Genomic DNA, 19,786 nt, shown 5'->3' with positions numbered 1-19,786 from the left:
CGCTCGAGGAGGCAGCATGACAGACGCCCAACACCCAGAAATCAGCCAAACCCGGGAGATACGCCTATCGATATTGGGCATGCGCTGTGCAGGTTGCGTCAGCGCCGTCGAAACCGCCTTGCAAGGCGTGCCGGGCGTGGTTTCGGTCGCGGTCAACTTTGCCGACCATTCCGCGACGGTGGTCGGCGATCCGGATCGGCAGGAGATGAAGCAAGCCTTGAAAGACGCCGGTTACGACGCGGCGGTGATGGAAGGCTTGGAAGACCCGGCGGAAGAGGAGGCCCAGGAAGGACAGCGTTACCGCGATTTGATGCGTAAAGCCGGGGTCGCCGGCGCGTTGGGTCTGCCGCTGATGCTGGGCGCCCATATCGACCTGTTCCCGGCGATGGGCACCGCAGCCGGTACGGTGTTTTGGTCCGAAGTCGCGCTGCTGACCCTGGCGGTGTTGTATTACTCCGGCGGCCATTTTTTTCATAGCGCATTGAAACTGCTGGCCGTGAAGCAGGCCAACATGGATACCCTGATTGCGTTGGGCACTGGTTCGGCCTGGTTTTATTCCTGCATCGTCATCGATTATTCCGCACAATTGCCGCCGCTGTCGGCCCACGCTTATTTCGAAGCCTCGGCCGTGATTCTGGCCTTCATCAATCTGGGTAGCGCCTTGGAGACTCGGGCGCGCGGCAAGACTTCGGCGGCGATCAGAGCCTTGATCGGCCTGCAACCGCGCACGGCCAGAGTCGTGCGCGACGGCAAAGAGATCGACGTGCCGATCGAGGAGGTCGGTTTGGGCGAGACGCTGCGGGTAAGGCCGGGCGAAAAGATCGCGGTCGATGGCACGGTCGCGGAAGGCCATTCCAGCGTCGACGAATCGATGCTGACCGGCGAATCGATGCCGGTCGAGAAAAACGTCGGCGCCAGCGTCGCCGCCGGTTCGATCAACGGCCAAGGCAGTTTTTTGTTCACGGCCACCCATATCGGCCGCGATACCGCCTTGGCGCATATCATTCAGAGCGTGCGCCAGGCGCAAAACAGCAAGCCGGCCATTGCCAAATTAGCCGATAAAATTTCTGCGGTATTCGTGCCGGCGGTCGTTGCGGTTTCGGTATTTACCTTCCTGGTCTGGTGGGCGATAGGGCCGGATCCGGCCTTCGGATATGCCTTCGTCACCTCGATGACGGTCTTGGTAATCGCTTGCCCTTGCGCTTTGGGTTTGGCGACGCCGATTTCGGTGATGGTCGCCGTCGGCCGCGCGGCGCAGATCGGAATTTTGATCCGCAAAGGCGAAGCCCTGCAGACGGCCGGTAAATTGACCTGTCTGATACTGGATAAGACCGGCACGGTAACCGCCGGCAAGCCGGCCTTGGCCGAAGTGCTGGCGTTCGGCGACTATAACGGCAGCCAAGTGCTGCAGTTCGCCGCCAGTCTGGAATCCGGATCGGAGCACCCGCTGGCCGCGGCGATTTTGGCGGCTGCCGAACAACGCGGACTGGCTTTGGAAAAAGTTCGCCGGTTTCAGGCCGTGGCCGGGCACGGCGTTACCGGCCGCATCGGCGACCGGCAATGGCTGTTCGGCAATGCCGCGCTGATGGCCGAGCACGGCATCGATACCGGCGTGTGCCGGGACAAGCTGGCCGAGTTGGCCGGAAAAGGCCAGACGCCGATGATGCTGGCGGTCGATCAGGCCGTGGTCGGCGTGGTGTCGGTAGCCGACCCGATCAAACCCGACTCGGCCCAGGCCGTGCGCGAACTGAAACGGCGCGGCGTGCGGGTGCTGATGGTGACCGGCGATAACGAAATCACCGCCAAGGCCATCGCCGCCCAGGCCGGTATAACCGAATTTCGCGCCCAGGTGTTGCCGCAGGATAAGGCCGAAACGGTCAAAGCCTTGCAGCAGCAGGGCGAGTTGGTGGGTATGGTCGGCGACGGCATCAACGATGCGCCGGCCCTGGCCCAGGCCAATGTCGGTTTTGCGATGGGTGCCGGTACCGACGTGGCAATCGAAAGCGCGGATATCGTCCTGTTGCAAGGTTCCTTGCTGAAAATTCCGGAGGCGATCGCGCTGTCGCAATTGACCGTCGCCAATATCCAGCAGAACTTGTTCGGCGCCTTTATCTACAACACCATCGGCATTCCGGTGGCAGCCGGCTTGTTGTACCCCTTGTTCGGCATTTTGTTGAATCCGATGATCGCCGGTGCAGCGATGGCGATGTCTTCGGTCACGGTGGTCAGCAACGCCAACCGCTTGCGCTGGATCAAATTGGACAGTGGCGGTTAAGGAACTCGCCCCAATAGCCTAAAAGTAGCCTCGGAGCACGAATAGCCTGGGAACAGGATGGGGATGGGAGGGGGGTTAAATAATCTCCCCCTGATAACGAAAAAATTATTCTGGAACGAAAAATAGAATTCTTTATTTAGAACATTAGCTTAATTGTTTTTTGCAGGGTCCGAAAATATGCGACGGGTGTTTAGGTTGGCAACCCTATTTCGGACCCATAGTGTAGTGGTCTAATAAAACTGGACACCGGAATAGGTTGATAAACTATCAATCCCTCAAGGTGGACACAATGAAACGAGAAAGGCGAAGTTTTGATGCGGCGTTCAAGCTGCAAGTGGTCAAGATGATTCAGGACCAGGGGCTGTGTAGAACGTCAAACCTGATCTGACAGTTACTGGATTTTTAGAAGTGTCTGTTAGGTTAAATTCAGCCTAGAAGTTTTTTTCTTTCCAGACTTGTTTGCCATCGATCAATGTGGCCATGGGTGTTCGTCCACAGCACATCTTGCCCTGATGGGTTCGATGATTATTGTACTCATCCAGCCAGTTGTCCAAATCGCGTTGCAATGAGGGCAAGTCCTCGTACAGGGTTTTTCGCAGCGCCACCTGGTAAAACTCCTGCAAGATGGTTTTATGGAAACGCTCGCAAATGCCATTTGTTTGCGGCGATCTGACCTTGGTCTTGCTGTGTTCGATGTCGTTGATTGCCAGATAGAGCTGATAATCGTGAGTTTCCGCGCGTCCACAGTATTCGCTGCCTCGATCCGTCAGAATGCGCAACATCGGCAAATCATGTTCGGCGAAAAACGGTAAAACCCTATCGTTGAGCAAGTCCGCTGCCGCAATCGGCGTCTTCGTGGTGTAGAGTTTGGCAAACGCCACCTTGGAATAGGTATCGACAAAGGTTTGCTGATAAACCCGACCCACGCCTTTGAAGGTGCCGACATAGAAGGTATCTTGCGAGCCCAGATAGCCAGGGTGCGCCGTTTCAATTTCACCGCTAAATTCATCATCCTGTTTTTTCTCTTGCGCCCTATGGGTATTTCCAAGGCCACGACTTGGGCTTCGGTCAGAATCAAGCCTTGCTCGGCCACTTTAACTTCCAAAGCTTTGAGGCGATCCTTAAAACTAGCCAGACCATGGCGCAGCCATATGCTGCGCACCCCGCTGGACGAAACGAAAATACTGCCTTTACGCAGTTAGTTACTGACGCGTAATTGACCGTACGCAGGAAAATCGAGCGCATAAGCCAACACCGCTTGCTCCGTGACATCGTCAACGCGATTTTTCAGATTAAGCTGCCGACGGCTTTTGTCGAATAGGTTTTCAATGCCACCAGATTCTACCGCCGCCTTGTAGCGATAGAACGTATCGCGTGGCAGTCCGCCGAATCCCCCCAAAACCCATCACCACCCCACTAACAAACAGCAATAAGGAAGCCGGCACCGGCACCGCGGTAATCTCAAACCCACGGCTGGCATTAATCGCCACCTGCCCCTGGTTCAAAAAGATCAGACCCTGATTGAAGTCGGACAAATCGGATGCGATCGCCAACGTAACTTGGCCGGCAGCCAGGGCTTTGAAATGTAATGTCGCCAAATTGAACGACAGCGCGGTCGACGGATCGCTGGTTATACCGGGAAAGGCCGAGCCGGCCGCCTGCAGGTCGACCAGCAAGCTGTCGTCGGAAAACAGCGGATTGACCGTGCTGCCTTGAAATTGCAATAGGCCTGAAATCGAGCTGGCGGCGTTCAAGCCGAAAGCCAGTAGCTCATCGCTGTTGTCGCCGGCGAACAGGTCGTGCACGACCACGTCGATCTCGAATACATCGCCGACACGGATTGGATTGGCTGTGGTTTCCAGACTGAAAGAGATGGCCGCAGCTTGGCAATCGGCTGCGGTCAGCAGCAAGCTGGCGCACGATAGCGCCAGAACATGAATCAAATTTTTCATATCGTTATCCTAAAAAATGTATCCATAGCCACCGGCACACGGTTTGCCGGTGGCTAAGTTAAGGTTATTGAGCGGTTAAGGACGCGGTGTAGCCGGTGAAATGGCCGTACCAGATTCGATAATCGGCGTAAGTCACGCAGCCGCTGCGGTCGTAGTCCGCTTCCGGATTGAAACCGGTCTTGCCGTTGCATTTGCCGACTTGAGCCTTGATCGAATTGGCATCGTTGCCGTCCACATCGCCGTCGTTATCCAGGTCGCCCGGCACGAATAACTTGATCAGCAGCGGATCATGATCCGATGAGCGATAGGCATCCGCCGCGTAAAATCCGGCTATTTGGCCGACGGTTTTGAACTCGGTGTTGTAATCCAGCGCGCGCGGCTCGTCGGCGTTGATGTGCCATTCGGTTGCGCTTTTGACTTGCGCCGCCAAAGCCGATCCAGCCAAGGCGTGATCCAGATAGCCGGCCGCGCCGTCGAACACGTAGCTATACGCCGCTTGGTTGCCGACCATCGTTTCCAGCAGGTTGCGGTAGCCGGCGTTCTTCAGTGCGCTGATCGGGTCTTCCTGGGCGTAGCTGTTCAGGTCGCCAATGATCAACGTGTTGGCGGCGCCTTGCTGGGTCGGGTCGCCGGCCAGCCAGTTGGCCAGCGCCGTTGCGGCGGTGGTGCGGGTCAGGTTGCAGTTGCCCTGGCCGTCGCCGGTGTCCGGGTCGTTGATGTCGTCGCAAGCCGAACCTTTGGATTTCAAATGGTTGACGGCGACGGTCAGCAGCTTGTTGGACGCTTTATCCAAAAAGGTCTGGGCCAATGCCGGCCGGTTTTTGGTGTCCAGAAACTGCGGGTCGACGCTGCCGTCCAGGATAGCGGCGGCGCCGGCCAAGCCGACTTTGCCGGGTTTGTAGATCAAACCCACCGCGATTTCGTCGCTGCCGATTTTGCCGCGGCCAGGATTGACGAAGGCGTAACTGCCGGCGCCGGCCAGTTGGTTCAAACCGTTGACCAGATCGGCAATCGCGCTGGTGCCGGCGTAGCCGTCGTTTTCGATTTCCATCAAGCCGATCACATCGGCATTCAACGCATGGATGGCGGGTATGATTTTGGCGCGTTGGCGGTTGAATTCCGCCAGGGTATTGGCGCCGCGCGCAGTCGGGAAGCCGCCGCCCAGGCCGTTGCCGTTGAAATAGTTCAGCACGTTAAAGCTAGTAACTTTCAGCGAGCCCGGACCGTTAGGCGCCGGGTTGGCCGGGCGCGGGTTGCCGGCGGTAAACGTCAACGGCTGAGTCGGTTGCAAACGGTAGACGCCGAAATCGTAAGCCAACACGCCGCTGGCGCCGGCTACCGTAGCGCCGGAGCGTAGGCTGTTGGCCGCGCTCAAACCCGCCGGTTGCGGATAGATCACCGGATCGGGGTTTTGCTGATTGCTGCCGTCATCGACCAATAGCTGGTTCAAGGCATTTTGCGCGGCAACGTCGTTGGCGGCTTGGCCGGGCGTGGCGACTTGAGTTGGTGTTAATAAGCGGCCGCCGGATGACAACAGGAATTCGCCGTAGCGGGCCAGATTGTAGTTTTCGGTGACGGTCAGGGGTTGCGGTAAATGTACCAGCATGCCTTCCCAGCGTTCCGGGTCGTTGCCGGCGCTATCGAACGGCAGATTGACTTCTACCGCCGCGGGCAGTGCGTTGCCGCTGGAGCAGATCTCGACGCTGCTGAGGTTTTCCAGGCGGGTCATGCCGTAGGTTTCGGCGACGCTGCCGACCAAGTGGACCCGGTCGCCAACGTTGACCGGCGTGTTGGCGGCCACGAACAGGCCTTCCGAGGTCGCCGGATTGGCGTCGGCATCGCTGCCTTGCTGAACAAAGAAACCGTTCAAGTTGCCGCTGCCTTGAAAGTCGGCGCTGACCACGGCTTCGACGTGTTGCACAGTGCCGTTCAGTGGGCTGACGCCGCCGCTGCCCTGGATGGCGCTAATCAAGGTTGCCGGCTGGCCGCATTGCGATACCGGCGGTGGTGGCGGTGTCACGCTGCCGAAGGTTTGGCCGGCGTTGATGTTGCCGAACGACGCGTCCGATTCGACGGCCCAGGTGAAGTCTTCGTAATTCGAGCCGCTGCCTTTTAGTTGCAGCGACTGGCCGGCCGCGCCGCTGCCGGATTCGAGGACGCCGATGTCGACGCTGGCCATGCCGTTAGCCGGACCGTTGCTGGCGGTAAACGTACCTTCGTAACTGAGGAACTGCACTACGGCGTTGCCGGCGTCAACCAAGGCGATGCCGTCCGGCGCACCGTTTTGCAAACCGGAAATGGCGCAACTGACGCTACCGAAGCCGTTGTTTTGATTGGGGATGCTACCGCTCAGATTGCAGACCGGGGTGTAGCTGGCGCCGCCGCTGCCGTTGTAGGGCACGATTTTCCAGCCGCTGAGGTCGGTGCCGGCCGGTCCGGCGATTTCGACGGCTTCGCCACTGTCGCTGTCGGCGTTGTCGTAATGGATTTCGTTGATAAACACGGCGTTGCGGCTTCGGCGTTAGCGCCGATTGCCGCCATTGCCGCCAGCAACGGCAAGCGGCCAAATTGGTTTGCGATCATGGTCGGAGAGTCTCTGTAATGGTAAAAACAGCGAACAGGCCGAAAGCCTGGCCGACCCGCAGAAAAATCCCGCCGCCGATTCAAGGGGGTAGCGCCGAGGCGGGACCGGTTTTGGCAACCGATTCTGCAAGTCCGGTCACATTTTGCGGGATAGGCCGGAGCGGCAGGTTAAGAAACCGTGACGGTTTGCGGACGTTTTGGTGAAACGTATTACACCGGGGCGGCTGGGTAATGCGGTTAAGTTAAGCAACCAACCGGCTTTTGCGAATCCTGTAGGGGCAGGCCATCCTTAACTTAACGGCATTCGGTGGATCGGAGATTCCCTGCGAATCCGCAGCCACAGACGCGATTACTTGCGCAGTCCGGCGGTTCGCAATAGGGTTTTGACGCCGCGTTTCAGGCGTTGGCCGAGGATGTTGCGGGCGGCGTGGTAATTGCCGGCGGCCGTGGCCGGGTTGAACGCCATCACGCCGTAATAGTCGCGGGCCTGTTTCATCCAGCCGCCCTTGTAATCCTCGACGCCGAAGCCGAAGTCTATGCTTGCCGCCCGGTCCCGGTCCAACGCGTGGGCGATCATGAAGTTGGTCAACACCACGCCGACCGCCAGATGCTTGTACTCTTCCCGATAAGCCAGGCGGACGCAGTGGGCGACGCCGCGGTCGAACAGCCAGAATTGCACCGCGGCGGCCTGTTCGCCCAGGCGCAAAATACCCAGCCGCAGGCAGCCCAACTCCGCGGCCAGCCGCATCATGTCCTGAATTTCTTTGTTGAACATGGTTTCCGGCCGTTTCCAGCTAGTCATCGACACGGCGATATAGTCGGACAGCGCTTGCTGCAACTGTTCCGGCGTGGTGTACAACTCCAGTTTGAGTTGGCCGGTTTTTTCCAAGGCCCGTTGCCGGCGGCGTACGCTGTAACGCAAGTTGGCGCTGCGCGCGGCGAAATAGGCGGCGTAGTCCAGGCCGGCGGTGGTTTCGTAGCGATTGTAGGAATTGGCGTAGCGTTGGCAACGGAAGCCGGCTTGCTGTAAAGCCGAAACCAGAGCTTGCTCCAGTTCCGCACCGTCCGCCAACGGCCACAGACGCAGCGCGTCGCAGCGGCCGCGGCCGTTGCCTAGCGGCGTGGCCTGCAGGTGGCGGAACAGGGCAGTCAATAATCCCTGGCGGTCGGATGCGGCGGGATGAAACAGCAACGGCGTTTCGGCGAAGTTTTCCGGATGGCTGAGCGCGGCCAAGGTGTCGGCGCCGGTCGCGGCTGAGTCGAGCACGGTGTGGCGCAACACTGCCAACAATAGGGTGCGGCCGCAGCCGGCATCGGCGACGGCGTAGATGCGCAAGGTGTCCGTGTCGGCAAACAGGCTGCGTTGCAGGATTTCGAACCACTGCGGCCGGTAAAAGAAGCCGCAATCGTGCAGCCAGGTGCAGTCCTGTGGGAGTTCGGCGAAGTTTGGGTAGTGTTCGATCGTATACATGGTTGGGGCAACGGTTCCAATCGGCGAGCGGTTACAGTAACATCGCCGCGATAGCCGCGGCGCTGCCAATCTATAAGCACAGGCGCGATCGCGCAATACCCGCCGGCCGAGCGGCGACCTTTTTCATAAGAGCGGACCGAGTCCGCCGTTACCGATGTTTAGATGAAACTTTGCCAGTTGGCCGAATTTCCGGACTTGCCGCGATGGCCGCAGATTGCGGGCGGCATGCCGACCCAGACTCACGCCTGGATGCAGGCCCGGGCCGGTTTGTTGCCGCCCGGTTTGCCTATCAGATTGTATGCGATCGAATCCGGCGGCCGATTGCAGGCGCTGGCGCCGTTGTGCGCTGCCGGTGGCTGGCTGCGCGAATTGCCGGCCATGTTCGAACCCAGCGATCTGATTGCCGCAGATGAGCCCGGTTTGGCCGTTCTGGCGGACGGGCTGGCGGCGCAGCCTTTGCCGCTGTATCTGGAACGGCTGCCGCTGGACTCGCCGACGCTGCCGGCTTTGCGCCGGGCCTACCGCCGGCGCGGTCTGGTGCAGATCCAACCGGCCATGCCGACGCCGCTGATCCGGTTGGAGCGGCAGATTGCCGATGTCGATGCGCTGTTCAACGCGCGGCGGCGGGCGGATTTTCGCCGTGCGGAACGGCGGGCGGCCCGATTCGGCGATTTGCGCTACCAGATCCAGGCGCCGGCCGACGCGGCCGAGTTGACCCGGCTATTGGCCGAGGCTTACGCGATGGAGGCGAAAAGTTGGAAGGCCGCCGCAGGCACCGCCTTGAGCACCGACTGGGTCCCGGGCGAATTTTTCCGGCGCTTCTGCCGGGCGGCGATGCAGGAAGGTATGTTGCGCATCGCCTTGCTGCGTCTCGGCGACCGCACCGCGGCGATGCAGATTGCCTGCGAGTGGCGGCAACGCTTCTGGCTGTTCAAGATCAGCCACGATTTGGCTTTTGCCGACTGTTCGCCGGGCCAATTATTGATGCGGCATACGCTGCAATACGCGGCTGGCGGCGGATTGCATGCTTACGAATTCATGGGCGGCATGGACGGCTGGACCCGGCTATGGACCCGCGACGTGCGCGAATATTGCCAGGTGCGGGCGGCGCCGTTCGGCTTGGCGGCAATGAAAATGGCGGCGAAAAGCGCGGTGCGCACATTGCGCGGCCGTTTGTAACCGATTGGGGGAATTGATGGTTAAGACTTGGGGACGGCGCATCGTAGGCAAAGGCTTGCGCCTGGTATTGCGGATAGCCGGCCGGGTATACGTGCCGGGCTCCCGGCTGGAGGACGCGATGCGGGTGGCGCGCCGGCTGTCGGCGCAGCAGCTCGCGTGCACGCTGGGCTACTTTCATAATTGGTTGGAACCGCAACGCCAGGAAACGCCGGAACAGGTTGCCGCGGTCTGCCGGCGGATTATCGCCGCCATTGCCGAATTGCCGGGCCAAGCTTACTTGTCGGTCAAGGCGCCGGCCTTGGCTTACGATGCCGGATTACTGGACCAAATCGCCGGCGCGGCGCGCGACGCCGGAATGCTGCTGCATTTCGATTCGCACGAGCCGTTGACGGCCGATGCGACACTGGCCTGCGTGCGCAACGCGCTGGCCGAGGGCGCGGCGGTGGGTTTGAGTGTACCGGGGCGCTGGCGGCGCAGTTTGGCCGACGCCGATCTGGCCTGCGAGTTGGGAGTGCGGGTGCGGGTGGTGAAGGGCGAGTGGCCCGATCCGCTGGACGCCGATATGGATATGCGCGAGGGTTTTCTGCGCGTGGTCGAGCGGCTGGCCGGCCGGGCGGCGTCGGTGGCGCTGGCCAGCCACGATCCATGGTTGGTGCGCGAAGCCTTGCTGCGCTTGCGCGCGGCCGGCACCCCTTGCGAAATCGAATTGCTGCACGGTTTGCCCAAGCGCCGTTTGCTGGCGCTGGCCCGCGAATTTTCGGTGCCGGTCCGGGTTTACATCCCGTTCGGTATCGCCTGGCGGCCGTATGCATTGGCCAAGGCCGCCGACAATCCGCGCCTGCTGTGGTGGGTAATCCGCGACAGCGTCGTCGGCTTATTGCTGTCGCTGCGGCGCTTGCCGGGCAGAATCTGGAGTTAACCGAATCCCGCCTTGCCGGTCGGCGGATCTTGCTAACTTGGCGGTATTCAGACTCAGCCGGGGTGGGGCAGGCCGGTTTCGGCTTGAGTTTCCGGGCTCGGTTTTTCCTGTTTCAACCAGTGCACCAGTTCCAGGCGGCCGTCGTTATGTTCGACGATGGCGGTGCAGCTCTCGACGAAGTCGCCGGTGTTGACGTAGGTGAAACCTTCGATGTCCTTGATTTCGGCGTGATGGATGTGGCCGCAGATCACGCCGTCCAGCCCCTGGTTTCTGAGGGTGCGGACGATGCTTTCCTCGTAGTCCGAAATAAATTGCACGGCATTTTTGACTTTGAATTTGACGAAGGCGGCCAACGAAAAATGCGATTGGTAGCCGATCAGTTTCCGGCATAGGCGTAGGAAACGGTTGATCTCGATCAGCCAGTCGTAGCCGACGCTGCCGATCTTGGCCAGCCAGCGGTGGTGCCTGGCGATGGTGTCGTATTCGTCGCCGTGCACGATCAAAAAGCGTTTGCCGGCAGCGGTGGTGTGGATGTCGGAACGCTTGACCACGATGTCGCCGAATACGTAATCGTCGTATTCGCGCACGTTTTCGTCGTGGTTGCCGGGCACGTAAATGATTTGGGTGCCGTGCCGGGCTTTGCGCAGAATTTTCTGGATGATGGTGTTGTGCTCCCGCGGCCAGTACATCTTTTTCGACAACGCCCAAAAGTCGATGATGTCGCCGACCAGATACAGCTTTTCGCTATCGTTGTGTTTCAGAAAATCCAGCAGCGCGTCGGCGTGGCATTGGGTGGAGCCGATGTGCAAATCGGAAATCCAGATGGTTCGGTATGTAGAGGCAGTCATAAGTACGCTGGGTATGGATAGCGGATGGGGGTATTTTTCTGGCTGTTTATGACAGCAGTATGACGCTTGCCGCAAGCGGGTGGCGGACAAGCCGATTTTGCCGCCCGCGTCCGCTTGTCACAATTCCGTCATCCCCGGCGTGCGGCCCGGCCGGAGCTGGCTTGTAGCTGCTGCCATGTCACATTCCTGTCACTTTGGGCCGTTAAACTCCGGGCCTAAAAACTTGCGCGTTAACCCGATAGAGACTTGGTTATGATCACTCCGACAGACACCGGCGGCAATCCGCATACGCTGCACGAATACGACAACGAGCTGAGCCATTTGTACGGCCTGCTGCTGGAAGTTACCGACTTGTTGATTTACCAGTTCGAGCAGGCCATGCAAGCCATGGATTACGGCGACGCCGAGCTGGCGCAGAAAGTCATTTCCCGCCACAAGAAGCTGAAACATTACGAAAGCAAAATCGACGACGGCGTGTTGAGCGTGATTGCCCGGCATTGCCCGGTGGCCAACGATCTGCGCCTGGTGTTGTCGGTATCGAAAATTTCGGCCGAGTTTTCCAAAATCGGCGACGAAATCGGCGAATTCGCCCGGCTGGTCACGGTGTTGTTCGATCCGAGCACCAGCGACCCGAACGAAAAATTGCTGGCCGATATCGTCAAAATGGGCGGCTTGGTCAAGGCGATTCTGGACAAGCTGATGGTGGTGTTCGAGAACCGCGATTCCAAACAGGCTTATGCGCTGTTGCAATGCGACCAACTGTGCGAGAAAGAATTGCAGGAAGGGATCAAGCACCAATTGGCCTATGTGCTGCACGACGCCCGCATGATCCGCCGGGCGCTGGATATCATGCAAATGATGAAGATTTTGGAGCGTTGCGCCGAGCATTGCCGGGTCGTCGCCGAGCATGCCGTGTTCATGCTGGACGGCGTCGATATCCGCCACGGCGGTCTGCTGCGCCAGCAAACGCCTAGCCAGGGCAACGCCTGACCGGCCGTTTTTACAATTACGATTCGGAGTCCAGCCATGGGGCCGACATTGCCGTTTCCGTATTACGGGTTTGCCGATTATTGCAACGAGCTCAAGGCTTTGGGTATCGATCCCGGCTACGTGATGTATACCGACCGCCACGCCAACAACGGCCAGCCTAGCGCCAGATTGGTGCCGGCCGAGCATTTGCCGGCGGCGCTGGCCTATATCGAAGCCCCCAGCGACGCGGCGTTCGTCGATTTGGTGCAAGCCGGTGTGCTAGTGGACACCGAATGGGAGCGGCATACCACCGGTTGGCTGGTCGTGTCGTTTACCGGCTGGGAAGTCCTGCACAAGGCCTTCAGCCGCTTGAACGCGAAGCTGGACCATGCGGTGTTGGATATGGCGGGGTGAGGGCGGTGAGTTTGTCCGGTTGCATAGTCTGCATGCTGGCGATGGCGAGTGAGAGTTTGCTTGCTTCCGGTTTGGCCAATTTTATTTTGTAGGCCGGAATGCCGAAGCCACTTTTATGACATTTCATTCGTAATGAGAGCTGGATTTTAAGCTTAACCGACACATACAAAAAAGCCAGGCTAGGCCTGGCTTTTTTAGGTTCGATGGCGCAGCGGCAGCTATTGGTGAATTTCCAAATGCAAGGCGCGGTATTCTTCGGTCAGTTTGTGCGATGGGGCGTAGTGCACCAGCGGTTGGGCATCGCTGTGCGATTCGCGGACTTTGACCGAGGTCGAGATTTTGGTTTCCAGCACCGGCAAGCCTTCGGCGATCAGGTCTTCGACCAATTGCCGCGGCAGGTTGGCTTGTTTTTGGTATTGGTTGACGACGACGCCTTCCACTTCCAAATGCGGGTTGTGGTCGGCCTTGACTTCGGTGATCGCTCGCATCAGCGTGTACAAGGCTTCGCGGGCGAAGGTGTCGCAGTCGAATGGGATTAGGCATTTTTCGGCGGCGATCAAGGCTGACAGGCTGTAGAAGTTCAGAATCGGCGGCGTGTCGATATAGATGTGTTCGAAGCCTTCCAGCCGTTCCAGCGCTTCGCGCAGTTTGTAGATTTTATGCCTGGATTCCAGCCGGCTTTGCAGGCCTTCCAGGTCGGAATGCGACGGCAGCACGTACAGGTTGGGGAAGGGCGTTTCGTGGATCAGGCCGTCCAAGCCTTCCTTGCCGCCGCCGAACAGGCCCAGTCCCAGGCTGTCTTTGAAGAAGTGGGCAATGGTTTTATCGGAATCGGCGACCTTGCTGCCCAGCAGGTATTGCGTCGAGTTGCCTTGTACGTCGAGGTCGATCACCAGGGTTTTTTTGCCTTCGACGGCACTGATCGCCGCCAAATTGCAGGTAATGGTGGATTTACCGACGCCGCCTTTCTGATTGAAAATCACCCTGCGCATAATCGCCCTCGATCAAGGAAAAAATAAAGCCCGCATTATAAGGTTTGAGCCCGCAATATCAACAACGGCTGAAACTGCTGCCTTTGCATTCCGGGCAGGCCGGGATGATGCTGGTGGATTTGAAGGCGATTTGCTTGCCGCAAGCGTCGCAGGTGAAGGTGCCGGGGCCGGCCACTTCGCCGCTTTGGTAAGGGTGGTACAGTTTGGCTTCCATTTCCAGCGCCGCCAGTTTGACCCGGGTTTTGTCGGCGATGTCGAGAAAGGCTTCCAGCGCGAAGTTTTCGATCAATTCGATGTCGAACTTCAGCCATTCCGATAGCGAGTCGTTTTCGTGTTTCAGGTCTGGCGATGTGGCGACGTGTTCGACGTCGCGCATCACATAGTCGGCGATTTTGTTGATTTCTTCCTGGGTGTGGCCACCCAGCGCGGCGGTTTTCTCTTTGGCGATTTCCAAAGCGTCGGCCACCGAATGCAGCGTGTCGTCCATCGCTTCGTAGAGATGGCCCATCAAGTCGTCGTATGCTTTGATCAGTTTATTTTCGCCCATGCTTACTCCCGGTATTTATAGTATTCGCGCTTTAGATTTAAGCGCCTGTAAGGTATTCTAGCGCCTTTTTACAGCAAAAGACGAACAGGATGGAAGAGCATTACAACCCCGCGGCGATCGAAGAAAAAGTCCAAGCCGATTGGGAAAAATCAGGCGTGTTTACCGCAACCGAGGATACCGGCAAGGAAAAATACTACTGCTTGTCGATGTTCCCCTACCCGAGCGGCAAGCTGCACATGGGCCACGTCCGCAACTACACCATCGGCGACGTGATCAGCCGCTTCCAGCGCATGCAAGGCAAGCACGTGTTGCAACCGATGGGATGGGATGCCTTCGGTTTACCGGCGGAAAACGCTGCGATGCAAAACAAGGTGCATCCGGCCGATTGGACCTATTCCAACATCGACTACATGCGCGACCAGCTCAAACGCCTGGGCTTCGGTTACGACTGGAGCCGCGAGCTGGCGACCTGCGACCCTGAGTATTACCGCTGGGAACAATGGTTCTTCATCCGTCTGCTGGAAAAGGGCCTGGTTTACAAAAAAACCGCGCCGGTCAACTGGTGCCCGCACGACCAAACCGTACTGGCCAACGAACAGGTGATCGACGGCTGCTGCTGGCGTTGCGACACCCAAGTCGAGAAAAAGGAAATCTCGCAGTGGTTTTTGAAAATCACCGCTTATGCCCAGGAATTGCTGGACGACCTGCAAAAACTGCCGGGCTGGCCCGAACAGGTGCGGACGATGCAGGCCAACTGGATCGGCCGTTCCGAAGGCGTGGAGATGGATTTTGCCGTGGAAGGTTTCGAGTCGCCGATTCGAATTTACACCACCCGTCCCGACACGGTGATGGGCGTGACTTACGTCGCGGTCGCCGCCGAGCATCCGGTCGCACTGAAAGCCGCCAAAACCAATCCCGCGATTGCCGCGTTCATCGAATCCTGCAAGCAGATGGAAACCTCGGAAGCGGCGATGGAAACCATGGAAAAACGCGGCATCGCCTCCGGTTACAGCGCGATTCATCCGCTGACCGGCGAGTCGGTGCCGGTGTGGATCGCCAACTTCGTGTTGATGAGCTACGGTACCGGTGCGGTGATGTCGGTCCCGGCCCATGACCAGCGCGATTACGAGTTTGCCAAACGCTACGGCATCGCCATCAAGGAAGTCATTGCCTCAGCGGACGGTAGCGACGACAGTGTGGCCGACAAGGCTTTCACCGACAAAGGCGTTCTGAAAAACTCCGGCGAATTCGACGGTCTGGATTTCAAACAAGCCTTCGACGCCATTGCCGCCAAACTGGCCAGCCTGGGCAAAGGCGAGCGCAAAACCAATTTCAGATTGCGCGACTGGGGCGTGTCGCGCCAACGTTACTGGGGCGCGCCGATTCCGGTGATTTATTGCGACGACTGCGGTACGGTACCGGTACCCGACGAGCAACTGCCGGTGACCTTGCCGCGCGACGTAGTGCTGGACGGCTCGCAATCGCCGCTGGCCGCGCATCCGACCTTCCCGCATGCCGACTGCCCGAAATGCGGCAAACCGGCCCGACGCGAGACCGACACCTTCGACACCTTCATGGAATCGTCCTGGTACTTCGCCCGTTATGCCAGCAGCGATTGCCACACGGCGATGCTGGACCAGCGCGCCAATTATTGGCTGCCGGTCGACCATTACATCGGCGGTATCGAGCACGCGATTCTGCATTTGCTGTACTCGCGCTTCTACAACAAATTGCTGCGCGACGAAGGCTTGCTGGTTTGCGACGAGCCGTTCAAGAACCTACTGACCCAGGGCATGGTCGTCGCCGAGACGTTTTACCAATTCGACGAACACGGCCATAAAAAATATTTCAACCTGACCCAGATCGAGGTCGAGCGCGACGCCAAAGGCAAGATCGTCGGCGCCAAATTATTGGAAGACGGCTCGCCGGTCACGGTCGGCGCCATCGAAAAGATGTCCAAATCCAAGAACAACGGCGTTGATCCGCAGGTGCTGATCGACAAATACGGCGCCGACACCGTGCGCTTGTACACGATGTTTACTTCGCCGCCGGACCAGTCCTTGGAATGGAACGACGCCGGCGTCGAAGGCGCATTCCGTTTCCTGAAACGCTTGTGGCGCCAGGTTTACTTGCATATCGAGACCGGTTTGCCGCAAACGGCGCTGGATAAAGCGGCGCTGACGGACGATCAAAAAGCCTTGCGTCGCCAGTTGCACCAAGCCTTGCAGAAAGTGACCGACGATATGGCGCGCCGCCACACCTTCAACACCGCAATCGCCGCGAATATGGAGCTGGTCAACGCCTTGAACAAATTCGAGGACGACAGCGCCAACGGCCGGGCGGTGCGCCAGGAAGTGTTGGAAGCCATCGTGCTGATGTTGGCGCCGATCATTCCCCACGCCGCGCAGCAACTCTGGAACGACCTGGGCCGCGACAGCGACATCGTCGCCGCGGCGTGGCCGGAATTGGACGAGTCGGCGTTGGTGCAGGACAGCATCGAAATGGTGGTGCAAGTCAACGGCAAATTGCGCGGCAAGTTGGCGGTTGCGGTCGCTGCTTCCAAGGAGCAGATCGAAACCTTGGCGCTGGCCGATGCCAACGTGCAGCGTTTCCTTGAGGGTAAGCCGGTGAAAAAGCTAATCGTGGTACCGCAAAAACTGGTCAATATCGTTGTTTAACTGGGTTAGTGTAATGCCGATGAAACGCTGGTCCCGATTCCTGGTCTTGGCGGCCGTGCTGATGCAAGCCGGTTGCGGCTACCATTTGCGCGGCTCGATAGAGATGCCTGCAGCGTTGAAAAGCCTTTACATATTCGGCGCTTCCGGACCGTTGCAAAACGAAATGCAGCAGATTATGCGGGCGTCTAAAGGCAAATTGGCGCCGACCCCGGACGATGCCGGCGTCGTCATCAAAGTGTTGAAGGAAGACATGCGCAGCCGGGTGTTGTCTATCGGTTCCACCGGTAAATCCAGCGAGTCCGAGCTGGAATATTATCTGCGCTTCCAGTTCTTCGACGCGAAGGAGACGGCGATGATGGACGAACAGGTCATCGAATTGTCCCGGGAATTCTTCAACGACCAGACCGCCGTATTGGCGAAAACCAACGAAGAGCAGTTGATACGCAGCGAAATTTATAAGCAGGCGGCCCGGATGATCTTGGCCCGCGCCCGCGTGGCGATCGACAACCAGAAGTAAAACACGTGCGCTTGAAAGTCGAGCAGTTGGCCGCGGCGTTGCAAAAAGCCGTGGCTCCTGTCTATCTGGTCAGCGGCGACGAGCCTTTGCAGTTGGGCGAAGCCGCCGACGACATCCGTAAGGCAGCGCGAGCGGCCGGCTACACCACCCGCGAAGTGATTTCGGTCGAGTCCGGCCACGAATGGCCGCAACTTGGCCTGGAAGCCGATTCGCTGTCGATTTTTTCCGACAAAAAATTAATCGATTTGCGCCTGCCTTCGGCGAAGCCGGGAACGGAAGGCAGCAAAGCCCTGATCGCCTATTGCCAGCGTTTACCGGAAGATACCGTGTTGCTTGTGACGGCGGGCAAACTAGAGTCAGCGGCGCAAAAGTCGCAGTGGTTTCAGGCTGTGGACGGCGTTGGCGTCATCGTCCAGGTTTGGCCATTGCAAGGGCAGGAATTGCGGCAGTGGTTGCAACGCCGCGCCGAGCGCAAAGGCATGCGGCTGGACCAAGATGCCTTGAAAAGTTTGGCGGTCCGGGTCGAGGGCAATCTGTTGGCGGCCGCACAGGAGATCGAAAAGCTTTATATCCTGCACGGTGCGACCTTGGTCGGCAAAGCCATGGTCGAGGACGACGTTGCCGACAGCGCCCGTTTCGACGTGTTCAAATTGACCGAGGCCTTGCTGGCCGGAAAATTGAACCGAGCGTTAAAAATACTGAATGGCTTACGGGCCGAAGGAACCGCCAGTTCCATCGTGTTGTGGGCGCTGAGCCGGGAAACCAGGATGTTGCTGCACGTCAAAAGCGAGTTAGGCCGCGGCGGCAACCCGGACGCGGTGTTTAAGAAATATCAGGTTTGGGATAAACGCAAGCATCTGGTGCAAGAAGCCGTCCAGCGTTTGAAAACCGAGCAGTTGCAAGCGATTCTGCGGGCCGGGGCGGAAATCGACCGCAGTATAAAGGGGCAATCCGCCGGGGACGAGTGGGAAGGTTTGTTCGGTTTGTGTGTGCGGTTTTCGGGAATGGCGGGGCTGTGACCGCGCCTTTTGCTAAGTAAGCTAAGTTCTCCGGCGTAGGGGCCGGGAACTTAGCTCGGTAAGCGCTAGCGCCGCAAATTACGCGCTGGCTTTTTTGCGTTGGCCAACGCCCAATAAGCCGGCCAGACCTGCGCCGAACATCCATACCGCCGGCGGTAACGGTACCGCGGTCAGGTTGATGGAGCCATCGACGGCCGCCAACGCCCCTTCGCTTTTGTTGTGGCCCAGGACGCTATCGATGCCGGGCAACAAGGTCGAGTTTTTCAAGTCGATAGAGAACAACGCGCTGCCGCCGCCGATTGCCTGGCTATAAACATTGGCGTCCGAATTGCCGAAAATTCCGGAAAAATTCAGATCCAGTTGCTCTATGCCGGTACCTGACGCCAAGGATATAAAGCCGCCGCCGCCGGTTATAGTGCCGGTCAGAATTGCTGAGCCGTCGTTAAATCCGTTGTCGGCGCCGAAGTTGAAGTCCGGAGTTGTGTCGAAATACAGGCCGACGTTGCCCGCAGTCAGCGAGAAGCTTTGCAAGCCGCCCGGCAGGACGGAATAGGTGCCGCTGAAACTGGCGACCACGGTCAGTTCGAAGCCGCTACCGCTACCGGAAGCGCCGCTGACGTTCAATTGCGGCACGTTGATGCCGCCGGAATTGGTCAGAATGTGGTCGTTGACATAGGTCTGAAAATAACCGTTCAGCGTACCGTCGTTGTTGACTTTTACCAAGCCGACACCCAAACCGAAATCGTAGGTGTCGAACTGGCCGACCACGGCTTCGTCGCCTGCGGCTCCCGGCGCAGCAGTGTAGTCGGCCATGCCGCTCCATGGCAATGCCGCCGATGCGATAGGCGTTGCCATTGCCAAACCGAGCAGCAAAAGGCTTTGTTTAACATGATGCGAGATTGCGTAGTGTTTCATTTCAGTCCCTCAATAAAGTAAAAAATATCGTTCCCCCTTGCGCCGCGTTTATACTCGTTTCTGTGAAATAATTCAAATTACAATTCAATTACCTAGCTCGCGGGCCATGGCATTTTCGGCGCCGGCCATCGGCGTTTGTCGGCGGAAAGTTGGCGGCGGTAAGCCGAGAAACCGGGGTGATTCCTTCCAATATTCGTGGTTTTTTGCCGGGCGAGCATAGGCTACAATTTCGCCCGTTTATTAAACGTCGTTACAACCGAGGATTAAACAATGGCAGAATTCAGAAGATACAAATGCAAAACCTGTGGACATATTTACGACGAGGAGCTGGGTGACCCGCGTAACGGCGTTGCCCCCGGCACCCGTTGGGAAGACGTGCCTGAAGATTGGGGTTGCCCGAAGTGCGGCGCGATCAAAGCGATGTTCACGTTAATGCGCTAACGGCGTACACCAGCAGGTAAGAAAAAGGGCGCCAGGGCGCCCTTTTTTGTTGGCTGGAATTGGCCCG

16 protein-coding genes and 1 pseudogene are annotated in these 19,786 nt (G+C 58.5%); 9 read left to right on the top strand and 8 right to left on the bottom strand.

Annotation, left to right across the window (positions count from 1 at the left end; all coding sequences use genetic code 11):
- The first annotated feature begins 16 nt into the window (after nt 1-16).
- Nucleotides 17-2,275: a heavy metal translocating P-type ATPase gene (locus VXJ35_RS16625; protein ID WP_064022419.1), complete on the top strand. Its 2,259-nt coding sequence runs from the start codon at nt 17-19 to the stop codon at nt 2,273-2,275.
- 431 nt (nt 2,276-2,706) lie between these two features.
- Here VXJ35_RS16625 and VXJ35_RS16620 read toward each other — a convergent pair.
- The 4 genes and pseudogenes from VXJ35_RS16620 to VXJ35_RS16605 form a co-directional block, all read right to left on the bottom strand.
- Nucleotides 2,707-3,659 (bottom strand): annotated as a pseudogene (locus VXJ35_RS16620) (IS481 family transposase); the annotation flags it as partial.
- The gene (locus tag VXJ35_RS16615; RefSeq protein WP_064022418.1) at nt 3,601-4,227 is read right to left on the bottom strand and encodes a hypothetical protein; all 627 of its coding nucleotides are present in this window, start codon (nt 4,225-4,227) and stop codon (nt 3,601-3,603) included. The gene VXJ35_RS16615 and the pseudogene VXJ35_RS16620, both read right to left, overlap by 59 nt.
- A 64-nt stretch (nt 4,228-4,291) precedes the next feature.
- A complete protein-coding gene (locus VXJ35_RS16610; protein ID WP_231914772.1) occupies nt 4,292-6,730 on the bottom strand; it encodes an ExeM/NucH family extracellular endonuclease in 2,439 nt (812 codons plus the stop codon).
- Between the two features lie 429 nt (nt 6,731-7,159).
- Complete coding sequence (locus tag VXJ35_RS16605) at nt 7,160-8,281, bottom strand: GNAT family N-acetyltransferase (protein WP_064022417.1); 1,122 nt, start codon at nt 8,279-8,281, stop codon at nt 7,160-7,162.
- Nucleotides 8,282-8,443: 162 nt separating this feature from the next.
- On the opposite strand from VXJ35_RS16605, the gene VXJ35_RS16600 reads away from it, so the two are divergent.
- Both VXJ35_RS16600 and VXJ35_RS16595 read left to right on the top strand, forming a co-directional pair.
- Nucleotides 8,444-9,460, top strand: a complete 1,017-nt coding sequence (locus tag VXJ35_RS16600) for a GNAT family N-acetyltransferase (RefSeq protein ID WP_064022416.1) — start codon at nt 8,444-8,446, stop codon at nt 9,458-9,460.
- A gap of 16 nt (nt 9,461-9,476) precedes the next feature.
- A complete protein-coding gene (locus tag VXJ35_RS16595; RefSeq protein WP_157198205.1) occupies nt 9,477-10,379 on the top strand; it encodes a proline dehydrogenase in 903 nt (300 codons plus the stop codon).
- Nucleotides 10,380-10,432: 53 nt separating this feature from the next.
- Here VXJ35_RS16595 and VXJ35_RS16590 read toward each other — a convergent pair whose 3' ends face one another.
- The gene (locus tag VXJ35_RS16590) at nt 10,433-11,227 is read right to left on the bottom strand and encodes a UDP-2,3-diacylglucosamine diphosphatase (RefSeq protein ID WP_054758177.1); all 795 of its coding nucleotides are present in this window, start codon (nt 11,225-11,227) and stop codon (nt 10,433-10,435) included.
- A gap of 252 nt (nt 11,228-11,479) precedes the next feature.
- On the opposite strand from VXJ35_RS16590, the gene phoU reads away from it, so the two are divergent.
- Complete coding sequence (phoU, locus tag VXJ35_RS16585) at nt 11,480-12,217, top strand: phosphate signaling complex protein PhoU (RefSeq protein ID WP_064022414.1); 738 nt, start codon at nt 11,480-11,482, stop codon at nt 12,215-12,217.
- A 36-nt stretch (nt 12,218-12,253) separates the two neighbouring features.
- Nucleotides 12,254-12,610, top strand: coding sequence for a hypothetical protein (locus VXJ35_RS16580; protein WP_064022413.1), 357 nt, complete (start codon nt 12,254-12,256; stop codon nt 12,608-12,610).
- Nucleotides 12,611-12,828: 218 nt separating this feature from the next.
- On the opposite strand, the gene VXJ35_RS16575 is transcribed toward VXJ35_RS16580, so the two are convergent.
- Together VXJ35_RS16575 and VXJ35_RS16570 are read right to left on the bottom strand one after the other, a co-directional pair.
- A complete protein-coding gene (locus tag VXJ35_RS16575) occupies nt 12,829-13,602 on the bottom strand; it encodes a ParA family protein (RefSeq protein ID WP_064022412.1) in 774 nt (257 codons plus the stop codon).
- A gap of 58 nt (nt 13,603-13,660) precedes the next feature.
- On the bottom strand, nt 13,661-14,149 hold the full coding sequence (locus VXJ35_RS16570) for a zinc ribbon-containing protein (protein ID WP_054758180.1): 489 nt from the start codon (nt 14,147-14,149) through the stop codon (nt 13,661-13,663).
- An 89-nt stretch (nt 14,150-14,238) separates the two neighbouring features.
- On the opposite strand from VXJ35_RS16570, the gene leuS reads away from it, so the two are divergent.
- Genes leuS through holA form a run of 3 tightly spaced genes read left to right on the top strand, consistent with a single transcriptional unit; the run spans nt 14,239 to nt 18,363 of the window.
- On the top strand, nt 14,239-16,827 hold the full coding sequence (leuS, locus tag VXJ35_RS16565) for a leucine--tRNA ligase (RefSeq protein ID WP_064022411.1): 2,589 nt from the start codon (nt 14,239-14,241) through the stop codon (nt 16,825-16,827).
- Nucleotides 16,828-16,846: 19 nt separating this feature from the next.
- On the top strand, nt 16,847-17,344 hold the full coding sequence (lptE, locus tag VXJ35_RS16560) for an LPS assembly lipoprotein LptE (RefSeq protein WP_054758272.1): 498 nt from the start codon (nt 16,847-16,849) through the stop codon (nt 17,342-17,344).
- 5 nt (nt 17,345-17,349) lie between these two features.
- Nucleotides 17,350-18,363 carry a DNA polymerase III subunit delta gene (holA, locus tag VXJ35_RS16555; RefSeq protein WP_064022410.1) on the top strand — a complete coding sequence of 338 codons (1,014 nt, stop codon included), beginning with the start codon at nt 17,350-17,352 and terminating at the stop codon, nt 18,361-18,363.
- A gap of 78 nt (nt 18,364-18,441) precedes the next feature.
- On the opposite strand, the gene pepA is transcribed toward holA, so the two are convergent.
- Entirely contained in the window at nt 18,442-19,278 is an 837-nt protein-coding gene (pepA, locus tag VXJ35_RS16550) for a flocculation-associated PEP-CTERM protein PepA (RefSeq protein WP_157198204.1), read from the bottom strand.
- Between the two features lie 270 nt (nt 19,279-19,548).
- On the opposite strand from pepA, the gene VXJ35_RS16545 reads away from it, so the two are divergent.
- On the top strand, nt 19,549-19,719 hold the full coding sequence (locus tag VXJ35_RS16545; protein WP_054758182.1) for a rubredoxin: 171 nt from the start codon (nt 19,549-19,551) through the stop codon (nt 19,717-19,719).
- The last annotated feature ends 67 nt before the right edge of the window (nt 19,720-19,786 follow it).

The organism is Methylomonas sp. DH-1, assembly GCF_046097555.1.
Taxonomy (GTDB): Bacteria; Pseudomonadota; Gammaproteobacteria; order Methylococcales; family Methylomonadaceae; genus Methylomonas; species Methylomonas koyamae.
Note: the sequence above shows the minus strand (reverse complement) of the source record. Positions and strands in the feature narration are given on the sequence as shown.